Source organism: Tenacibaculum sp. TC6 (assembly GCF_050606265.1).
In the GTDB taxonomy this organism is placed as follows: Bacteria; Bacteroidota; Bacteroidia; order Flavobacteriales; family Flavobacteriaceae; genus Polaribacter.
Genome location: NZ_JBOCUK010000003.1, coordinates 79,749 through 101,146, shown reverse-complemented (window position 1 = coordinate 101,146; position 21,398 = coordinate 79,749). Strand labels below are relative to the sequence as shown.

Below are 21,398 nucleotides of genomic sequence, written 5' to 3'. Positions count from 1 at the left end.
TTTAAAAAGTACTTCCTAATAATTTTATATAGTAGTTAAAAGTTCTGCTTCTTCCTTATTGAAAGCAATCGGCTGTGGAACTACTGCTTGTAAAGCTTCATCCATAATTTGTAAACCGGCATCAACAATTGCAGGAGTAATAGTTAATGGTGGTACAATACGAAGTACATTATTATAATGACCACCTACTTCAAACAGTAAACCTCTTTGTAAACAGTTAGCTCTAAATTCTTTTACAATTTCTGCATATGGCTCTTTAGTAATAGGGTCTTTTACAAACTCAACACCAATCATTAATCCTTTTCCTCTTACTTCTCCAATAACAGGATATTTTTCAGCTAATTGTTTTAATCCATTCATTAAATAAGCTCCTATTTCTTTAGTGTGATTTTTTACATCATACTTTTCAATAAAATCAAAAGCTCCGTTTGCTGCTGCTAAACTTACCTGATTAGCTCTGAAAGTTCCTATATGATCTCCAGGTCCCCAAGCTTCAACATTCTTGTTATAGATTAATGCAGATATAGGGAATCCAACTCCTCCTAATCCTTTAGATAATGTTATAATATCCGGCATAGCTCCATAATTCATACAAGCTAAGAATTCACCTGTTCTAAAAAATCCGCTTTGAATTTCATCAAAAATCACTAATACGTCATTTCTGTGAGCAACTTCAATAATTTCTTTTAAGAAACCTTCTGCCGGTGTTATATTTCCTCCTTCTCCTTGAATGGATTCAACAATTATAGCGGCCGGTTTTCTAATTCCGGAATGTTTATTTTCTAATAAAAACTCTAATTGTTCAACACAGTATTTTTTACAAGCTTGTTCATCTTGGTTAGACGGACATCTGTATTGATATGTAAAAGGAGTAAAGTGTACGTTTGGAATTAATGAGCTTATTTTGTTTCTGAAAGTAGTATCTGCAGTTACGGCTAAAGCTCCGGATGTCATTCCATGATAACTTCCTGAAAAAGCTATAATTCCATCTCTTCCTGTTTTAATTTTTGCTAACTTAATAGCTGCTTCAACAGCATCTGAACCAGTTGGTCCTCCAAAACTTACCTTATAATTTTTTCTTTCTTCTTCCGGTAAATTGTTTAGAATTTTTTGAACTGCTGTTAATTTATTTTCTGTTGGAAAATCCAGTGCATGAACTAATTTTTCTTGTTGTTCTTTAACATATGAAAGCACTTCTTCATTACAGTGCCCAACATTTACAACGCCACATCCTGCAAAAAAGTCAATAAATTGATTTCCGTCAACATCTTCAATAATAGCTCCTTTAGCTCTATTAATAGCAAAAGGCATACTTCTAGGATATGAAACAACGGCTCCTTCAATTTCTTTTTGTAAAGCCAATAATTCTTTTGATTTTTCTCCTGGAATGCTACTTACTATTTTTGCCGTTTCCGATAAATGGAAACGAGAAAATTTATGGTTTGTGTTTTTCATTTTTGTTATTTTAAAGTTAGGTTTATTTACTAATAATTCTGTTCTAACATCTAAAAACAGAAGTGTTTAAAGTTGTTAAAGTGGTATATACAAAGAGAATTATTAAGTAACTGAGTTTTTTATGTATTAGAATAAATCGTTTAACTCTACTAAATCATCTAAGGATAGGTCTGAATAATCGTAATCACTAGGAGTTGCTTCTGTGTGTTCTCTATTTGCACAAAAACTAATTAGCTCTTCCAGCGATTCTTTAAATACTTTTAACCAATTAGCTATTGTTTCGTCTTTAAATTGTGATTTATGATATTGAATAGTTAATTCCATTTTCTTATTTCTAATACTTCCTAGAATTTCAATAGCATAATCACTTTGATTTTGATAAGACTCTTCTACTCCAAAGGTATTATCTAAAAGCTCAAATCCTACCTCAGCCTCATCACCTTCATTTACAGAGCCTAGAAAGTTAAATGCAATTTGAGGAATTATACTCTTTTTATAAGTTTCAGATGTATTTATATCTATATATTTTGCTATTCCAAAACCTATTCCATAATTAGGAATTTTATGTAGGTTTTCTTTTATCTCTTTAAGCAAACTTCCTAAATCATTTGTTTGTGATGATAAGTAAACTGGGAATTCGCTTGTAAACCAACCTACGGTTCTATTTGTTGTTATATCTTCATTTAGAGTTGCTCTACCATGACTTTCTAACATAATTGCAGTTTCGTTTAATGAAAAGCATTCTTTAATTGACATCATTAAAGCCGTAAGTAAAATATCATTAGCCCCTGTATTAAAGGCTTTATGTACTTTTGTCTCAAATAGATTAACGTACTCCTCTGATAGATAAATTGTTTTTTCTGAAACTTCTTCTACTTTTCCTTTATACGTTTGATTGGTTGTATTATCATAAGGAATTTGCTGAATATTTTCTTTAATTCTAGAATTCCAAAATATTTTTTCCTCTTCAAACTCCTCAGAAACCATATAAGCTCTAAGCTCTTCTGACCATTCTTTAAAAGAATGTGTCTTAGCAGGTAGGTCTATTTCTTCTTCTTTAGTTAATTTCTCATATATGTTTGCGAAATCTTCTAAAATTATCCTCCACGAAACTGCATCAATTACTAAATGATGAATAGCTATTAATACATAATCTGCGTCTTTTAATCTAAATAATACACTATGCATTAAAGGCCCCTCTTCTAAAGAAATTCCTGACTGAATTTTTGTTGCTAGGTTATGGATTGATTCAATAGAATTTTCTTCCATTAAATCATGAACTGTTAAAGCCACCGGTATTCCATCTTCTTGAATCTCTTGTTTGATCAAATCATCTTTAAATGAATAAGTAGTCCTCAGAACATCATGCCAAGATTGTATTTTTCTCAGTGTTTCCTCTAAAATCTGAGCATCAATTCTTTCAGATGATTTCAACACCATGGATTGGTTATAGTGGTGTGCCTCATTCTTTTGAGATTGGAAAAATGCCGCTTGTATTGGCGTTAACGGCACCTCACCTGTTATTACCCCTTGATTTGCTATTTGTAATAAAGGTTTAACAAAATTAGCAGCTTCTTTTATGGTTGGATAACGCATAATATCTTTCACATCAATCTGATACTTGTGCTTATACAAAAATGAAGATACTTGAATAGCGCTGATAGAATCTCCTCCTATTTGATAGAAATTATCTGTTGTCCCTATTTCTTCCAGATGTAAAGTGATTTTCCATGCCTTCAATAAAATTACTTCAAAATCATTTTCGGCTCTTTCTAATTCTCTATCATTTTCATCCTTTTTAACAGCTACCTTATCAAGATATTTTCTATCAACTTTTCCACTCATGGTTAATGGTAACTCAGATAATTCCTGAAAATCTGCAGGAATCATGTAAGGCGGTAATTCTTGGCTTAAAGTTATCTTTATATTTTCTATATTCAATTTACTTGAATCTTCAAAAACCACAAAAGCATGTAAGTATTTTCTTCCGTTATGCTCATTTATACGATCAATAACTGTTGCTTCTTTAACACCTGCCAGTTGTAATAATTTGGATTCTATCTCACCTAACTCAATACGCTGACCATTTACTTTTACCTGATAATCTTTTCTTCCTCTAAACTCAACCATTCCATTAGGTAAAATTCTTCCTAAATCTCCGGTTTTATACAATCTTTCTTGTACTTCTTTTTTGAATGGGTTTGTAATAAATACTTTTTCTGTTTTTTCTTTATCATTAATATATCCTCTTCCTACTCCTATCCCTGCAACACATATTTCTCCTATAACTCCTATCGGACATAGATTCATATAGTCATCTACAATATAGTTTGCCATATTATAAATAGGTTTTCCTACAGGAATACTTGTTGCATTTTCATCAACAGAATTAAAAACATTCCATGTTGTTCCATCTGAAGCTTCAGCCGGTCCATAATCGTTAATTATGGTCGTATTAGGATAATATGAAAGCCATTGTGCAATTGATTTTGGCTTAACTGCCTCACCACAACTGATTAAATGTGATATAGTAAACGGATAAGATTCTTTATCTTCTGCAATAACATCTACTAACATTGATAAATATGACGGTACTACCTGGAATACAGTTACTTTATGTTCAATAAATTTTTGTAATAACAATTCAGGTGCATTTACCAGCTCATCTCCATAAATAGCCGTAGTACCTCCTGTAATCAATGCTGTGAAAAATTGCCATACTGCAATATCAAAACTCAATGATGCATTTTGAACAAGCACCGAATTTTCATTCATGCTTAGATAATCTACTGTAGCTAAAGCATGGTTCATCATACCAATATGCTCATTCATTGCTCCTTTTGGTAATCCGGTTGAACCAGAGGTAAACATAGTTACCGATAAACTATGAGGGTTAATATCTATATCTAAATTTTCTGAATTTTGGTTTTGTGAAACTTCCACAAGATCTTGAATGTAAACTAGCTTACAATAGGTTGGAATTTTTTCTTTTAATTCATCACTTATTAAATTTTTATCAGCTATTACAAAGCTAACCTTTGCTATATCAACCATAGCTAGAACCCTGTTATCTGGCACTTTTTTATCTATAGGAATATATGAACCTCCAAGTTTCCATATTCCTAGTATAGTGGCCATAAATAAATCTGATCTTTCTAATAAAACTCCAACCTGGTCATCTTCTTGTACTGGTAAAATTGTTGTTATAGCTCTTGCTAATTGATTTGATTTTGCATTTAATAAACTATAACTTGTTTCTCTATCTTCAAAAATGACAGCTGTTTTATGCGGTGTTTCCTTAGCAAATTGTTCTAAATAATGATGAAATGTTTTTTCGAGTGGTAATTTTTTTTCTGTATTATTAATTTCTTCAATTAGAGTGATTTCTTCACTAGTTGAAATAGATACCTCTCCGTTTTTTTGGTTTGGGTTTTCTAAAATCCTGTTGATTAACAACTCTAAATGAACCAATAAATCTTGCATTTGCTCATCACTATAAATAGTATCATTGTAAGTAAGCATAAGTTTTAACTGGTCTTTTTCTTCAGTAAAATCAAAATCCATATCAAATGGACTTCCTTGATTTTCTACAGGTAGTTCTTTTATTTTTACTCCTTCAAATCCATTAATTAAAAGTTGATCTTCATCCTCATCAAAACTTTGTAATAAAATCATTACATCAAAAATTGGATTTCGACTGATATCCCTTTCAATATCTAATTCGTTTACTAACCTGTCAAATGGATAATCTTGATGTTCAAAAGCTTCTAAAGTTTTGCTACTAACTTCTTTTAAAAACTCTATAAATGTAGCTTCTGGATTTATAGAATTTCTAAGTGGTAAAGTACTTATATAAAATCCTATTTGATCTTCTAAATCAGGATGCGTTCTTCCAGCAGTTCCTGTTCCTAAAATAATATCGGTTTGCCCTGTATATTTATAAAACAATATATTTAAGAAAGAAACCAATGCCATATATAAGCTTGTTTCTTCTTTAAGAACTAAACTTTTTATTTTATTTAATGTTACTTTATTGAAATAATGTTCAATTGCTTTTCCACTAAAATCCTGAATTAATGGTCTTTGTTTGTACGTTGGAAAGTTTAATACAGGTAAATCTCCTGCTAATTTTTCATGCCAATATTTTTTATGTGGCTCATAAGCTCCTGTAACTAATCTATTCAATTGCCAAGCAGCATAATCTTTGTAATGTAATCTTAATAAAGGTAAATTAGGTGTATAATTATTAATATAAGATTTATAGTTCGTTAAAATTTCTTTAACTAAAATAGGATTCGACCATCCATCACAAATAATATGATGCATAGAACAGAAGAATATGTACTTATTTTCACCTAGCAAAAACATTTTTGATTTAAATAAAAACGGTTTCTCTAAGTCAAAAGGGTTGTTAGCTTCAATTGTTAACTCTTTAATAATCTCTTGCTCAGCAACTTTTGTATTTGAATAATCAATTATGCTAAATATTTGCTCTTTTAAAACTTTATTATGGATTATTTGTACAGGCTCTCCTTTCTTCTCTGCAAAAGTTGTTCTTAATACTTCATGTCTATTTACTACACTTAATACAGCATCACCAAAGGCTTCAACATTTATATTACCTTCAAAAGAATAGGCATTATATGTATTATAGCCCGAAACTTCATCTACGAGACGATCCAGAATCCATAATCTTTTCTGTGCATTAGAAACCGGATAATAAGGAGCTTCTGCTATTTTAGGGATTTCTTCATACACAACCTCTTCTGCTACTCCAATAAGTTCTGCTAGAGTACTGATAGTTGGATTACCAAAAATATCACTAATTGCTACTTCTGCTTCAAGTTCTTTTTGTATTTGAGAAACCATACTAATCACCTTAAGTGAATGTCCTCCTAGCTCAAAAAAGTTATCATTAATACCTATTGCTTCAATTCCTAATAACTCTTGCCAAATCTTAAGCAATATGGTTTCAACCTCATTTCTAGGCACTTCATAACTTTCATCTACTTCATTTACATATTCAATATCTGGCAAGTTCTTTTTATCAATCTTACCATTAGGTGTTAGTGGCATTTCCGATAGTTGAACCCAAAGTCTCGGCACCATATAGTCTGGCAAATTTTCCTGTAAGTGATTTTCTAGGTATGTTTTATCAAATGTTACTCCATTACTCATCACTACATATCCTAATAAATTATTATTACCGGTTGCATCTTCTTTCGCTAACACACAACAACTAGTAACTCCTTGAGCTACAGATAGAATATTTTCAATTTCTCCTAACTCTATACGATGTCCGCGTACTTTAACTTGATCATCTGAACGTCCAACAAACTCAAGAGTACCATCTGAAAGCCAGCATCCTAAATCTCCGGTTTTATATAACCTCCCTTCTCCAGTAAATTTATTCTCTACAAACTTTTCTTTTGTTAATGATTCTAAATTCAGGTATCCTCTACCAATTCCAATTCCTCCTACCCATAATTCTCCAATCACTCCTATTGGGCACAATTCTCCTGAATTGTCTACTACATATAACTGCATATTTGCTACAGGTTTTCCAATAGGAACCAAACCTTCTTTTGGAGATTCAGTCATAATATGTAATGTTACATCATCTGAGGCTTCTGCAGGCCCATATGCATTAACCACTGGAATATTTGGATATACACTAAACCATCTATCCAATATGTCTTTTGTAACTGCTTCTCCTGTAACTAAAAAGTATTTTAAAAAGTCTAGTCTGTGATTTGTAGATGCTTCTAATAAACTAGAAGTATAAGAAGGTACTAATTGTAAAATAGTTACTTTATCAGCATATAAGGCATCTCCAAAAGCTTTTATTTGTAACAGATCCTCTTCTTTATAGATGGCTGTTTTTCCTCCAACTAATAAAGCGCTTAAAATTTGCCAAACAGAAATATCAAAAGTAAACGGAGCTGTAAATCCTATTACACTTTCTTCGTTTAATTTTAATTCATCAATCATTAATAACAAATGATTAAGTAAACCTTTATGTTCTATTAATGCTCCTTTTGGAGTTCCTGTACTTCCCGAAGTATAAATTATATAACTTAATGAATCAGGATTATATATAATATTTAATTTTGTTTTTGGATATTCATCAAATTCTTTGCTTTCTGAGTCTAATACAATTACGTCAACATTAGATTGATTGGCAAAATTTAAACCATTTTTGCTTTGTTTATCGGTTATTAAAAGCTTACTATTAATATCAGATAGTATATGTTTTATTCTAGATTCCGGATAATCAGGTTTTATTGGTACATAAGCTGCTCCTGCTTTTAAAATACCTATAATTCCTGTTATCATTGAGAATGACCTTTCTAAACAGATGGCTACTAAGTCATCTTCTCCAACTCCTTTTTCTACTAAACAATGAGCAATTTGATTTGATTTTTCATCAAGCTCTTTATAACTTATTGCTTGTCCTTTAAAAGATAAAGCTATATTGTCAGGTGTTTTTTGTACTTGTTCATTAAATAAATCAACAAATGTTAAATGTAGAGGATAATTTACTTTAGTAGCATTGAAATCATATAACAATTGTTCTTTCTCTTCATTTGTCAAAATTGATAATGATGCTACAGATTGTTTATTATCAGTAACAATACTTCTTAACAGCATTTCATAATGATATAACATTCTTTGTGCTGTTTCTTGCTCAAATAAATCTGAACAGTACTCTAAATTTAATGAAATTCCTTCCTTATGCTCTTTTGCAACAAGTATTAAATCATATTGGGCTGTATCCTCTTCAAATTCATAAGGAGTAAAATTAACTCCATCTATTTTTAATTTCTTCTGCTCAGGAATATTATGTAAATCAAACATTACTTGGAATACCTGAGTAATACTCATGTCTCTTGATTCACCAATACGCTCTACAACTTTATCAAAAGGAGCCATTTGATAATCATAACTTTCTAACGTAGTTTTCTTTACCTCTTCTAATAGCGCTTTAAAATTCATTTTTTCTTCTAAGCTACTTCGTAATGCTATTGTATTAACAAAGAAACCTATCATTCCTTCAATATCAGACTGAGTTCTATTTGCTATAGGAGTTCCTACGCAAATATCATTTTGTCCACTATACTTAAACAAAAGAATTTTAAATGCAGAAAGTAACAACATAAATAAAGTTACTCCTTCTTCTTGGCTCATTTTTACAAGACTATCTTTTAAAGACTTATCTAGTTCAAAATAAAGATTAGACCCAACTCTACTTTGTACTGAAGGTCGAACAAAATCTGTTGGTAAAGTTAAAGGTGTAACTCCTTTAAGTTTATTTTCCCAGTAAGACAATTGGTTTTCTAAAAATTCTCCTTCAATATGTTCTCTTTGCCAAACTGCATAATCTGAATATTGAAGTGATAATTTTGGTAATATTAATTCTTTTTCTGTATGAAGTGCTCCAAAAATATCTGTTAATTCATCAATAAAAATTGGAATAGACCAACCATCACTTGCTATATGATGAAATACACATGCTAAAATATATTCATCTTCTCCTAAGTCATATAAACACGCTCTAAACGTAAAATCTTTGGCTAAATTAAACGGTATATTTAAAAATTCATCTATTAATATTTTTTCTTGTGACTTTTCATCTATCACTACACTTGATAAATTCCAATCTCTGTAACTAATTACTTTCTGATATCCAACTCCGTCAACTTCTTCTATTACTGTTCTAAGAATTTCATGACGTTCAACAATTGTACGTAATGCTATTTCTAATAAATCAATATCAATATTTCCATGTATTCTTACTCCTCCGGAAACATGATACTCTCTAGTTCCCTGAAGTTGGTCTAAGAACCACATTCTTTGTTGATTGTACGACAATGGTACTTTTTCAATTTCTCCTTTTGAGGTTATAGGAGGTAATATTTTACTTAAATTTTTTGACCCTAAGTTTTCAGATAATAAGCTAATTGTTGGGTGAGTAAAAATTGTTCTAATTGGAATTTCTACACCAGTTTCTTTTCGTATCATCGATACTAATCTGGTTGCTAAAAGTGAATGCCCTCCTAATTCAAAAAAATTATCATTTACACCTATTCTTTCTACTTCTAATAGTTTTTCCCATATTTCAGTTAGCTTTTCTTCTTGTTCATTTCTTGGGGCAAGATATTCTGTTGTAGATAATGATTCATTATTAGGCAATGGTAATTTTTTCTTATCAATTTTACCACTAGATCCTAAAGGCATTTCAGCTAATTTTACCCATATACGCGGCACCATATAATCAGGTAACTTTGCACTTAGGTATCCCTGTAAAGTTTCTTTAGCAATATCTTTTTCAGAAACAAAATAACCAACTAGATATTTCGTACCATGAATATCTTGATTTGTAATTACACATGATTGTTGAATTTCATGATACTTCGATAATACATTTTCAATTTCACCTAACTCTACACGATACCCTCGTATTTTTACTTGTGAATCTTTCCTTCCAACATAACTTATATTTCCATCAGGTAACCACTTAGTTAAATCTCCTGTTTTATATAAACGTTCATTAGTATTGAAAGGGTTAACAACAAACTTTTCATTTGTTAAATCCTCTCTTTTCAAATATCCTTTTGATAGTCCTAATCCTCCTATACAAAGCTCTCCTACTACTCCTTTAGGTAGTAACTCCATATTATCAGATAAAATATAAGCTGTAGCATTGGGCATTGGTTTACCAATAGGAAGTGTTGAATAATTTTTTGACTTTTCATTTACAGGAAAAAAAGTCATATAAGCTGTAGTTTCCGTTGGGCCGTATATATTATCTAGTTTTGCAGATAATTTAGAGTTTTTATATATCTGCAATGCTTTTTCAGGAAATGCTTCTCCTCCTACTAATAAATATTTCAATGCAGGAAGTTCAATATTACTAGCATACACATAATCCAGGAATACTGAAAAATGAGACGGTACCATATGTAATTGTGTAACCTCCTGTTTTTCTAATTCTTTTGAAAATAATGTTACATCTTTAACCTGTTCATCAGAAAATATTACGGCACTTGCTCCAGCTTTGATCCAACCAAAAATTTCCGGAATTGTCATATCAAAACCATAATTAGTCTTAAATGCCATTCTATCTTTTGATGTTAAAGGATGGGTATATTGTAAAGCAGTTAAAAAACTATTTAAAGCTCCATGCTGCATTACTGCTCCTTTAGGAACACCGGTAGTACCTGAAGTATATATTATATAAGCAACATCATCTTGGGTAATATTTATATTTAATTTATCCTTAGAATGTAACTTTAATTCCTCTTGAATTTCTTCAACAAGAATACATTCAATCTCAGTGCAGCTCTTAACCTTTACTAACAAATCACTTGTTGTTATAAGAACTTCTGCTTCAATATCGTTAGTAATAAAAGATATTCTTTCATTTGGGTTTGAAGGGTCAATTGGCACATATGCTGCTCCACATTTTATAATACCGAAAATACTTACCACAGTTAGAATAGATCTTTCCATACAAATAGGTATGAAATCTCCTTTCTTAACCCCTTTACCTTGTAAATAGTTTGCTAATTGATTTGATTTTTCATCAAGCTCAGCATAGGTTATTGTGTTATTACCAAAAATTAAAGCAGTTGCATTAGGCTTCTGAATTGCCTGTGAAGAAAATGTTTCTAAAATTACTTCATTTTCAGAAAATTGCACATCACTTTTTGGATTAAATGCTTGTAATAATTCCGTAATTTCTTCATCACCAAGCATTTTCAATTTACCTATTTTTTCAGTTGGACACTCCGCTACAGAAGCTAACAACTTTAAATAATGATTTGCTAATTGCTGAATTGTAGATTTTTTAAAAAGATCTTTACGGTAATGTATTTCAAATACTAAACCTTTATCTATATCTTCTTCTAACACAAAATGTAAATCACTTTGAACATGAATATTAGTAGGCTTTACAACTTTTACCTGAAAATTTGACAAAGCTGATTCTGTTACAACTGGCATATTCTCTAAAGAAAATAAAACTTGTAGCAACGGATTATTGACTAAATCTCTTTCCTTAGTAGTTACTTCAACAACTTTTTCAAAAGGCGCTTCTTGATTTTTATATGCTTCTAAAGAATTTTCTTTTACTTCTCTTAAAAAACTCTCAAACGAACTATTAGTATCTACCTGACTTCTTATAGCTAACGTATTTACAAAAAAGCCTATTAAATTTTCAAATTCTTGATGTATACGACCTGCAATAGGAGTTCCTACACAAATATCTTGTTGTCCTGAGTATCTAAATAATAATATTTTATAGACAGAAAGTAATGTCATGAACAATGTGCTTCCATTATTTGAAGATAATTCCTGTAATTTCTGTACAAGTTCTTTATCTACAACAGTTTCAAATAACTCACCTTGTGTACTTCTTTCTTTAGACCTTTCATAATCAAATGGTAACATCAATGGTGAAACTCCTGTAAGTTTTTCTTTCCAATATGTCAACTGAGTTTCTAAAAGTTCTCCTCCTATATATTTACGTTGCCAAATAGCATAATCGGCATATTGAATTGGTAGCTTTTGTAAAACTAAATTTGTTTTATTTTTTAATGAATCATAAATACTAATAAATTCATCAATAAATATTGGTATAGACCAACCATCACTAGATACATGATGAAAAACAAGAACTAATAAACTCTCATGCTCATTTATAGTGTGCAAACCTGCTCTAAACATATAATCCTTTGATAAATCAAAAGGAATGTCTGTAAACATTTTTATAACATCTTGCTCTGTTTGGTTCTTTTTTGCTGTTAATTTTGATAAATTCCAAGATTTCGCATCTATTATTTCTTGATACCCTATCCCTTCTTTTTCTTTTATAACTGTTCTTAAAGCTCCATGCCTTTCAATGATAATTTGTAAAGAAGCTTCTATTAAATCTTCTTCTATCACTCCCTGTAGTCTTAGACCTCCGGAGATATGATACTCTCGAGTACCTTGTAATTTATCTAAAAACCATAATCTTTGCTGACTATATGATAATGGAAGGTATTCCTTTTTTTCATATGACTTTACAGAAGGTATTAAACTTTTATGTTTATTTAGAGCTATTACCTCTGTCAACATTTCAATTGTTGGAAATGTAAAAATAGTTTTAATGGAAACTTCAGTATTCATTTCCTTTCGAATTAACGAAACTAATTTTGTAGCTAAAATTGAGTGCCCTCCTAACTCAAAGAAATTATCATCTAATTCAACAGCAGAAACGCCTAATAATTCTTCCCAAATAGTAACCAACTGTTGTTGTTCTGCACTAACTTCTGCTTTAGGTAAAACAGTTACTTCTGTGTTTTCTAAAAGTGTATAGTCAATATCATTGTTAAGTACCGGAAGTTTATCAACAAACTCAAAATGAGCAGGCATGTTTTCTCTAGATACTTTTCTTTTTATCCAGTTTCTTACAGTAGTAACCGTTAACTCTTCTTCTTTTGCTATTTCAATAAAAGCAATTAATAAGTTTTTAGCTTCTTGAAACACAACTACTGCTTTGCTAATTTGCGGATGTAATTGTAAATTTTCTTCCGTTACATCAGGAGTTATTATTTTTTCGTTGATTAATAGCTCTCTATCTTTTTTGTTTAATAATGCTATTTTTCCTCCGGATTCAAATTTTGCTCTGTGTTCTAAAACTCTTAGTTTTCTGTCTGCGCCTCCAATATGTAATTCATGCATTTTAGCATTTTCAATAAGAGGAATATTTAAAACTTTACTTTCAATCCATAATTCTCCTAAAACACCGATAGGTGCTGGTCTTAATTTAGCATCTAATATTTGAACATTAATTTTTCCTATAGGCTTGGTGTATACAGCAATTTCATTTTCTTTTAAATCAAGTAAATTATCCGACTGAAGTACTGAATAATAGACATTTTTTAACTGATATACTGCTGTTATTTTTTCTACTTTAGGAAAAGCTGCTTTTAGCTTTGTTATTGCTGCTCCAGATACTTTTTCATTAGCAGCTATTATTACTTTAGTAATTTCAAAATCACAACTATTTGAAAGTTTTTCTAGTGCTTCCTCGTTTAATTCTTTAGTTGTTATTTTTAACGTTCCAATACCTTTTATTTCTGTTGCTATTCTAGCAGTTTCATTACTAATATATAATGTTGCTTGTGCTGTTATAGCCGGTAATATGTATTCTAAAACATCTACATTTGTTAGTGCTTTAGTAGCCAAAACTTTTGCTCCTTTTTCTAATTCAAGTGTTTGTATTACAGATGAAACATGTTCTTGAATTTCATTTATTTCTACCTGATATACTTCACTAACAGAGTTATTAACTAAGATAACTCCCCCTTTTTCTACAGACTTTTCACTAGTTACTCCTACAGCTAATTGTTGAAGTATGGTTGATACTAATACTTCTTCACTATCAGTAGCTATATATAGTTCTTCTTTATTAAAAACCTTTACTAATGATTCTTCTGAAATTTCATTTTCTGAATTAGTTACAATAGCATAACCACCTGCTTCAATTACAGCCAGTACCATAGTAATTTGCTGAATAGGATTTGTATAATTAATTACAATTTTTTTGCCGTTAAGCGCTCCTAATTCATGGTGTTTTTCATCAACTAAATTCTTCAGTTCAGAATAGTTGATTGAAGTGCCGTTATAATGTATAGCTTCCATGTCAGTTTCTATAGTAGTTAAAAATGAAAAGTTATCGTTAGTTAGTTTGTTGTTCATCACAGTAGTTTTGGTTCTGCTTTAAAGTTTATAGGTTATTCCAGGTAGAAAACGCAGTGGTTTCTTGTTGGTTTTCAATAGAAATTTCTGCTAAAGTTGTTGAAGCTTCTTTTTCAACACCTTCTAATAAATTCACAAAATATTGTGTCCAGTTTGTTATGGTTTCTTCTTCAAAAAGTTCTGTATTGTAGTAAAAATCAACAGATAATTTATCTTCTAATTCAATAATACTGATACTTAATTCATATTTAGCATAGGCTACCGGTGGGAAGTAAAAAGAAGTGTTTAAATCTTCAAAATTCAAGTTACTTTTTACACTGTTCATATCAACCTCCGTTGTAATTTTAGGTGCCGTTAACCCATCTGTTGACTCAATTATTTTTTGGAAAGAACATTGTTGGTATTTAACTGCATTGGTAATTACATTTTTTACCTCAGATAAATACTCTGCGAAGGTTTTGTTTTCGTCTATTTTAATAAACAACGGCAACATTTTTACACACTGTCCTACCAAACTTTTTTCTCCCATAACTAACTGTCCTGATGCTGGTATTCCCACAACAAATTCTGTTTGCCCTGAAAGTCTGTGTAATAAAATGGTGTAACAAGAGAAAAGTACATTAAAAATAGTAGATCTGTTTTCTTTAGAAAATACTATTAAACTATTTTTCAAATCATCACTTAAAGGTACACTTATGCTATGTCCTTTTTTAGAATTACTCGCTGTAACCAAGTTACTTGGCAGGGTTAATTTAGGATACTTTTTTGCAAATTCTTTTTTCCAAAAAGCTAATGCTTCTTTTTCTTCATTAACATCTTGTATATCAAACCATTTATTAAACTCTCTAATTGGAGTTGATGGTAATAAGCCTAAAGTTGCCCCTTTCTTTGCGGTAGAATATGCTTCACTTAATTCGCTCCAAATTACTTCTATAGAATAACCATCTCCAACCAAATGATGTGTTGTTAATAACAGTTTATGATGGTTTTCTGCTATTTTTAATATCGTTAGTTTTATAAAAGGTCCTTGTGATAAATTAAAAGGTAAGCTTCCTCTTTTACTTAAAAACTTAAGGCTATCTTCTTCTGTATTTACTCCGTCTAAAACATCTATAGTTAAAACCTCAACTTTTGGAGTTATCTCTTTAGCTACATGATATCCTGCTTCATCAATTGTTATAGTTCTTAATGCTTCATGACGATTTACTATACATTCAAAAGCACTTTCTAATTCTTTAATTGATAAATGACCTTTTACATCAACAATCTGATTTTCATTAAATGAACTAGACGCTTCATCACTAACAGAAGCCACAGTATATAATTGCATCTGTTCTTCTGTAAATGGGATTACCGTAGTTTTATGACTGTCTTGCGCTTGTAAACTTCCCCATCCTGAATTTAAAAGGTCTTGGGTAGATTTAACAACTCCTTGATAAATATGCTCAACATCTTCCTCTGTATGAGCTGTTGATAAGAAACAGTTTCGCCCTTCCCAAACATATATTTTGTTGGCTAGCAAGTGTTGATAAAACAACTCCCAACCTCCTCTTAAAACAAATCGGAATAAAGAACCAAAGCGAACCACTTTAATAGAAGCATTAGTTTCTTTAAAAAAGGTATTTAATCTATCTACTAATTTTTGAGTTTTAGTATTTAAGTCTTCCTGTAGTTGTGTACCTTCCTTTTTCAGATGTGTTAAAATAGCAAGTGAAGCTGTCATTGTTAACGGATGCTGATTAAAAGTACCTGCAACAAAAGTTGTAGGTTTATTAGGGAAAGAAGCATCTCCAAATTGCCAATCTCCTCCATCAACTGCATCCATAAATTCAGCAGTTCCGGCAACAACTCCAACCGGCATACCGCCTCCTACTACTTTTCCGTAAGTACATAAATCGGCTTTAATACCATACCATGCCTGAGCTCCGCCGGGATGAATTCTGAAACCGGTAATTACTTCATCAAAAATAAATGCGGTTCCGTTTTCTTTTGTTATTCTTCTAACTTCTTTTAAAAATTCAGTAGGTTGAATTTCTGGTCTTCTACTTTGAACAGGCTCTATTAAAACAGCTGCTAACTCATGTGCGTGCTTTTCAATATAACTGATTGCTTCTTTGCTTCCATACTCTAAAACAATCGTGTTCTCTATAAAATTATCGGTAATACCAGGAGCTAATGGTATAGAGTTGGCTATATCCAAAGGATTATTTAACGCTAAAACTCCGTCAAATGTACCGTGATACGATTCTTTAAAAATTACATATTTTGCTCTTCCTGTAGTAGCTCTTGCTAAACGTAAAGCAACCATAATAGCCTCAGAACCTGAATTATAAAAAGCGACTCTTTCATTACCCGTCATTTCAGTAATTAAAGCGGCCACTTGCCCTGCAGTTTCATTCATAGGTCCTACAGGGTATCCTAATCCTAAATTATCCTGTAATGCTTTTTGTATAAAATCTGGATTATATCCTAACAGGTTAACACCAAACCCCATGGTTAAATCTACATACTCATTACCGTCTAAATCTTTAATTTTTGATCCTTGAGCACTCTCAGCAATAATTTGATATGTAATTTCTTTCGTTTCAGGTTTAAATCCGGCAACGTTTCTATTGTTAGCCAGCGCCTTTCTATATTGCTGAGTTACTTGTTTAGATTTCTGTGTTTCTCTAGCAATTTTTTCTACAAGTTCATTAAGATGACTTGCTTGTTCTTCTGTTAATGTATGAGTAGAAGTTTGGTTATCAATCTCTTTATAAGGAACAAAGTAATCTATTTCTCCTAAATCTTTTTTAGTTGCTTTACCTTGTTTCTTTTCTTGTTTTTTCTCTCCTTTTTTACTACCGTTGTTAATAATGTATTCTGTTAGTTTACCCAAATTATTAACCACCTCATAAAATTGTCCCATCTCAAGTTTAACTCCATACTGCTTTTGAATAGTTTGGATAAACTGCATGATAATAATTGAATCAATTCCTAAATCAAAGAAATCTTCTTCAGCCATATCTGCTCCTAACTCAATTCCGGTATCAGCTTTAATCATTTTTGATAATTGGCCATATACCTCATCGTAAGACAAATCTTCAGCTACTAACTCAATTATTGCTGCTTTTGATGTTTCTTGTAACTGAATTGCTTTTGTTTCATCAAAAACAGGCCAACAAGAAACATATTGTAATGGATAAACAGGTAGTTGTATTTTATTGAATGTAATATTTTTATAGAAATCTTTCCAAGAAATTATACCTCCTTTTTTATATTCTGCAATTAGCAATTCTATATTTGAAGCATCATAATTACTTTCTACAACTCTTTGTAAAACTTCTTTACTGATAGTATAGGTAAATTCAGTTTTAGCAATGTAATCATCAGATGCTTTTAAAGCTTCTTTTAACTCATCAATTGTATTTACCTTTACGGCAAATCTCCAATCATAAAGTCCTTTTTTGGTATTTGTAGCATAACAAATATCTTCAAAAGATGCTGTAGTATTTTCTGACAACCAATTTATATAGGTTTCAATTGTATTCTTAAGAGCTTCTTTAGAATGAGCGCTTAGCGTAAATAATGATGGAATTGTTATATTTTCTTTTTCTTTCTTTTTCTCAATATATTCTTCTAAAATTACATGCGCATTGGTTCCGCTAATTCCAAAAGAACTAATCCCACATCTTCTTGGGTTTTGTGTTTCTTTCCAAGTTTCAACTTCTGTATTTAAGTAAAAAGGTGAACTTAAAAAATCAATATTTGTATTTGCTGACTCATGATTAATAGAAGGTGGTATAACTTTATGTTGCAAAGCCAACACACACTTAATAAGTCCGGCAACACCTGCCGCTTCAAATAAATGCCCTATGTTACTTTTTACAGCACCTAACGCACAAAATTGTTTATTTTCTACGCCTCTAAATGCATCTTGTAATGCCTGAAACTCAATTGGATCTCCTAATTGAGTTCCGGTACCATGCGTTTCTATATAACTTAATGTATCTAGTGTTATTCCTGCTCTTTCAGCTGCTTGAAGTATTACTTCTGTTTGTGATTTCGGATTAGGAGCAATAACCCCTGATGAAGTACCATCTTGATTTATGGCAGATCCTTTGATAACAGCATAAATACAATCATTATCTTCAATTGCTTTATCTAATTTTTTTAACACAACTGCTCCAACTCCTTCTCCTATTCCTGCTCCATCTGAATTGGCGGCAAAGGGTTTTGTTTTACCTGTTGGAGATTCGAAACCAACGTGATATTTATCTTTTTCAGGTAAAATATATAATTTTCCTCCTCCAGCTATGGCTATTTCACAATCTCCTTTTTGTAAGGCATTACAAGCCTGATGAACTGCTACCAAAGAAGAAGAACAAGCCGTATCAAGAGTTACAGCCGGCCCTTTTAAATCCATAAAATAAGAAACTCTACTTGAGGTTATAGAATTTGTATTTCCCATTAAAGCTGCCGGATTTAAAGAACTTTCTGAATTTTCAACGATATCTATATACTGAGAATATGCTATATCACCCGAAGCTCCAAAGAAAACACCAACATTTGTATTATCCGGATGTAATGCTCCTGCATCTTCTAAAGCTCTCCATGATGTATGTAAGTACATTCTTTGTAATGGATGCATAGTTGCTGCTAAAGGTGCAGGAAATTTAAAAAACTCATAATCAAACTGATCAATATGATCAAGATAAGCTCCTTCTTGAAATGCCATATTTTCAACAGCTTTTCCTTTACTTTTATAATAAGGCTCTAATTGATTTTTTCGACTGTTTGGAAAGCTTGTAACAGCGTCTTTTTTGTGGATAAGGTTCTTCCAAAACTGATCTGTATTTTTTGCATTTGGAAAGTCTAAAGCCATACCAATTACAGCAATTTCCTCAGTATTTTTACCTGATTTTAAATTGGCTAATTCAGCTTTATATTTTTCAATTTTAAACAGAGCTTTCTTTAGCGGACTTAAATTATTAAGTCGCTCTTCAGATGAGTTTATCATGTTGGTTAGTTTTTTAAAGAGTTTGGTTTCTTGTGCTATTTCTTAAAAAATGACTGCTTTTTATTTAATCATTTAACAATTGAATAACTTCTTCTTCACTCATTGATTCTATTGCTGATAAAAGCGATTCATCATCATTAACAGAATTGTTTGAGCTTGGTGTAGTAGTCTCAGATGTTGAGAATAAGTTTTCTTCCAGATATAAAGAAAACTGATTGATTGTAGGATATTTATATAGAATAGTAGGAATTGAAGGTACCCCTAAGCGTTTACTTACCATTTGATTTAATTGTACTGCATGAATTGATTTGAATCCTTGATCACTCAGAGGATTATTAACATCAATCATTTCAGGAGTTGTATAGACCAATTCAGCGCAAAGTTTTTGTAACCATTGGCTAATTGAATAAATTCGCTCTTCTTTATTTTTAAGAGTTTTCCATTGTTCAGTAGTTCTTTTTACTACCTCATTATGAACCTCTGAAATTACTTCGTCAAAAACTCCTTCTTGGTATTTTTTTAATAAAAAGGCATGCTGTACTTTACCACTAGTCGTTTTAGGAACTTCTCTTATAGGAATTATCTCATCCGGCACAATATCAATAACATCCGATAGTCTTTTCTGAATAGCTAAAACAGTATCAACAAAATGTTGCGGTTTCTTTTTGAATAAAACAAAAACTAATAATTTTTCTCTGTCATCTGCATTACCGGGAATTCCACAAACGGCAACTTTCCCTAAAGTAATATCAGACGTTCCAAATAAAATTTCTTCAATATCGTGTGCATAATAATTTTGACCTTGTAAAATCATCATATTTTTATGCCTTCCTGTTATAACCAAGGTATCATCTTCTAATAAAAACCCTAAATCTCCGGTACGTAACCAACCTGTTTTTGTAAAAACTGCTTCCGTAGCTTTAGGATTTTGATAATATCCTTGAGTAACATTTTTCCCTTTTATATCGATATAACCGAGTGTACCTTTTTTTAACGGGTTTCCTTCTTCGTCATTAATTGATAGCTCGCAACTTGCCAACGTTTTTCCAATACCAACAAAACTTAATGTTTTACCTTCTTGTACCTCATTTTCAAATTCAACTTCATTTCCTATAAAAACAGAATCCCTATTAAGATAATATTCTTTTACAGAAACTTTTGTATTTCCCATACTAACACCTACCGAGGCTTCTGCCAATCCGTAAGAGGGCACAATACAATTTTCCGGTAATTTATATTTAGCTAAAGTAGTTGTGAATTCGTTACAAATTTTTGCAGAAATTGGTTCTGCTCCGTTAAAAATAGATTTTACACTAGATAAATCCCAGTCTAAAATTTCATCATTATTTCTTTGTAATGCTTGTAAAAAGTACTGGTATCCAAAGTTTGGAGAACATAATTTAGTAACTGAATGTTCGTATGTTTTTTGCATCCATAAGATAGGTCTTCTTATAAACAAATACGTTGGCATCATTATATGATTACATCCGGCCACAATACTTGTTAAATGAAAAGCAATCATTCCCATATCATGGGTAAGTGGAATCCAACAAAAATAAGTGTCATTTTGAGCTATATCCATGCTTAAGGTTAAATCATAAGCATTGTATACCAAATTTTGATGTGTCAACATTACTCCTTTAGGATCTCCTGTTGAACCTGAAGAAAATTGAATAAACGCTAATTTATCAGGATTCACTTCTATATGAATTCCTAATTCTGTTCCGGAAAGCGGCTGTGAAGAATCTATAAACCTACTTTCTAATTCTGGTTTTTCAGAAATAAAACCTTTATCTAAACCAAACTCAACCATTCTTTCTAAATCAACAATGGATGAAAAAAGATGTGGGTTTTTAAGAGTTTTCCAAACTTTATAAAATTTTTGTTTGTGTTCTTCTTTTCCTCCAATGGCCAAAGGTACCGGTATATAACCGCCTAATAAACAAGCCCAAAAGCAAACTAAAAACTTATAGTTATCTTCTTCATATATAACAACTTCACTTCCTTCTGTTAACTTAATTTCTTTTTGTAAAATTCCTAAAAAAGCTAGTGCTTGTTGATATAATTCAGCATACGAAACAAAGTATTCTTCTTTACTTCCTGTAATAAAAGTTATACCTCTTGATGTTTCTTTACTTCTTTCTAAAAGAACTTCATTTAGAGTTTTATATTGATATAGAGCTTCCATACCTCTTAA

General features: G+C 31.2%; 4 protein-coding genes. All 4 read right to left on the bottom strand.

Features of this window, described 5'->3' with window-relative positions; genetic code table 11:
• Positions 1–24: 24 nt before the first annotated feature.
• A complete protein-coding gene (locus ACQY1Q_RS02860; protein WP_431003778.1) occupies positions 25–1,455 on the bottom strand; it encodes an aspartate aminotransferase family protein in 1,431 nt (476 codons plus the stop codon).
• A gap of 126 nt (positions 1,456–1,581) precedes the next feature.
• Complete coding sequence (locus tag ACQY1Q_RS02855; protein ID WP_431003777.1) at positions 1,582–14,202, bottom strand: amino acid adenylation domain-containing protein; 12,621 nt, start codon at positions 14,200–14,202, stop codon at positions 1,582–1,584.
• Between the two features lie 28 nt (positions 14,203–14,230).
• The gene (locus ACQY1Q_RS02850) at positions 14,231–19,201 is read right to left on the bottom strand and encodes an aminotransferase class III-fold pyridoxal phosphate-dependent enzyme (RefSeq protein ID WP_431003776.1); all 4,971 of its coding nucleotides are present in this window, start codon (positions 19,199–19,201) and stop codon (positions 14,231–14,233) included.
• 64 nt (positions 19,202–19,265) lie between these two features.
• Positions 19,266–21,389 (bottom strand): AMP-binding protein, encoded by a 2,124-nt coding sequence (locus ACQY1Q_RS02845; protein WP_431003775.1) that lies wholly within the window; start codon positions 21,387–21,389, stop codon positions 19,266–19,268.
• Positions 21,390–21,398: the final 9 nt, after the last annotated feature.

Bases quoted from the DNA above. Each gene is read 5' to 3' on its own strand.
- ACQY1Q_RS02860 (WP_431003778.1), bottom strand. From the start codon at position 1,455: ATGAAAAACACAAACCATAAATTTTCTCGTTTCCATTTATCGGAAACG.
- ACQY1Q_RS02855 (WP_431003777.1), bottom strand. From the start codon at position 14,202: ATGAACAACAAACTAACTAACGATAACTTTTCATTTTTAACTACTATA.
- ACQY1Q_RS02850 (WP_431003776.1), bottom strand. From the start codon at position 19,201: ATGATAAACTCATCTGAAGAGCGACTTAATAATTTAAGTCCGCTAAAG.
- ACQY1Q_RS02845 (WP_431003775.1), bottom strand. From the start codon at position 21,389: ATGGAAGCTCTATATCAATATAAAACTCTAAATGAAGTTCTTTTAGAA.